The organism is Mesorhizobium sp. M2A.F.Ca.ET.042.01.1.1, assembly GCF_003997405.1.
Classification (GTDB): domain Bacteria; phylum Pseudomonadota; class Alphaproteobacteria; order Rhizobiales; family Rhizobiaceae; genus Mesorhizobium.
Map to the genome: position 1 here is coordinate 1 of NZ_RZRX01000498.1, position 2,004 is coordinate 2,004.

At 64.0% G+C, this 2,004-nt stretch carries 2 protein-coding genes; one reads left to right on the top strand and one right to left on the bottom strand.

The window, feature by feature from the left end:
• Positions 1-406: GntR family transcriptional regulator (locus tag EOA23_RS34185; protein ID WP_145966593.1), on the bottom strand; the 406-nt coding region annotated here is incomplete at its 3' end.
• 223 nt (positions 407-629) lie between these two features.
• On the opposite strand from EOA23_RS34185, the gene EOA23_RS34190 reads away from it, so the two are divergent.
• Complete coding sequence (locus EOA23_RS34190; RefSeq protein WP_127307269.1) at positions 630-1,856, top strand: iron-containing alcohol dehydrogenase; 1,227 nt, start codon at positions 630-632, stop codon at positions 1,854-1,856.
• The last annotated feature ends 148 nt before the right edge of the window (positions 1,857-2,004 follow it).

Genomic DNA, 2,004 nt, shown 5'->3' on the forward strand with positions numbered 1-2,004 from the left:
CCCGCCGCGCCATCACGCCCGCCGCTTCCTGCAACACCGCCAGGCGCTCTTCGTCCAGCGCTGCCGCCGCCAAGGCTACGGCAGCGGGCTCCAACAGAAGGCGCAGCTCGTACAGCTCGTCAAACCGGCGCCGGGTGATTTGCGGGGCCGCGCGATAGCCGATCAGGTGGGTCTTGACCACCAGGCCCTCGCCCTCCAACCGCCCGAGCGCTTCGCGGATGGGCGTGTGTGAAACGTCGAATTCCCTGACGAGGTTGTCGACGGTAATGCGTGATCCCGGCGGAATCTTCAGCGACATCAATTGCGCGAAGATTGCTTCGTAAACATCGCCCGCCAAGCTGTTGGCGCGCTGGATGCGGCCGCTTGAGCGAGTTTCGGTTTCAACCGTCAGGTCGGGATTTTCCATCGGTTTCCTCTTGACAGGAGCAAGCCCTAACATGATGCTCCGGCCAATTCAATAGGATATCCTATACGATTTTATAGAGGATACGAACGGATGGGCTAGGAACCGCACTCCGCACTCAACGACGCGGGCAGAAGCCGACGAAGCACCGGCGTCCGAACTGAAGGCCGCCCCTACCGATGATCACGAGCGTTTTTCATCAGTCTCTTTCGAAAGATCTCAGTCCATGACCCTCTTTGCAGCCGCGCGCCTGCCGCGCGAAATCCTCTTCGGCAAGGGTCAGCGCCATGCGCTGCCGGCCATTGCCGGGCGATATGGCCGGCGCGCATTCATCTGCACCGACGAAAGGCTCGCCGGCACGCCTGAGTTCATCGAGATGCTCGATGGGTTGAAGGCTGCCGGGATCGACACGCTCGTCCACGACCGCACCTTGCCGGATGTGCCGCGCGACAGCGTCGGCGCCTGTATCGCGGAGGCGAAGGGATTCAGGCCGGACATGGTGATCGGCGTCGGGGGCGGCAGTTGCCTCGACATGGCCAAGTGCGCCGGGCTGCTCATCAGCCATGGCGGCAAGCTCCAGGACTATTATGGTGAGTACAAAGTGCCAGGCCCCACCCTTCCCCTTGTCGCTGTGCCGACCACGGCCGGCACGGGTTCCGAAGTCACTCCCGTCGCGGTGATCTCCGACCCGGAGCGGACGCTGAAGGTCGGTATCTCCAGCCCGCATCTCATCGCCGCGGTTGCTCTGTGCGACCCGGACCTGACGGCGACCTGCCCGCCATCACTGACCGCCATCGCCGGCGCCGACGCGATGACGCATGCGATCGAGGCCTTCACCGCGGCAAGACGCGGCGCCGATGCCGATCTGGCGCAACGCCATGTCTTCGTCGGCAAGAGCGCGCTGACCGATCATTTCGCCCTTCTGGCGATCAGGCTCCTAGGCCGCAGTCTCGAGGCAGCCTATCGCGACGGGTCGAACGAGAATGCACGGGCCGATGTCATGATGGGAGCGTTGGCCGCCGGCTGCGCCTTCGGCACGGCGGGAACCGCCGCCGCCCATGCGGTGCAGTACCCGGTCGGCGCGCTCACCCACACGCCGCATGGCCTGGGCGTCGCCACGATGCTTCCTTATGTGATGCGCTACAACCTGTCGGCGGCAAGCTCGGATATCGCGGAAATCGGCATTGCGCTTGGCCTGCCGCGCCAGGACCGCGATGCCGGTCAGCTGGCCGATGCCACAATCACGGAAGTCGCGCGACTGTTCAACGCCATCGGCATCACCCGGACACTGGCTGACCTCGGTCTTGCCGAGGACAAGATCGACTGGACGGCGGAACAGGCGCTCGGCATCGACCGGCTGATCAAGAACAATCCCCGCCCCTTCGACCTGCCCGCGATGCAGCGCCTGGTCAGGGCTGCTTACAGCGGCGACATGTCGGCCGCGGCAATGTGAGGGAAGGAGCCCGATTGCAATGAACATTTCCCACCTAACAGTCGATCAGGATTCCGACATGTCCGAATACATCCCGTTCTCGCAAGGCCTTTACATCGGCGGGAAATGGCGACCCTCCTCCGACGGCCGCGTCATCGAAGTGGTCGAC

Bases quoted from the DNA above. Each gene is read 5' to 3' on its own strand.
- EOA23_RS34190 (WP_127307269.1), top strand. From the start codon at position 630: ATGACCCTCTTTGCAGCCGCGCGCCTGCCGCGCGAAATCCTCTTCGGC.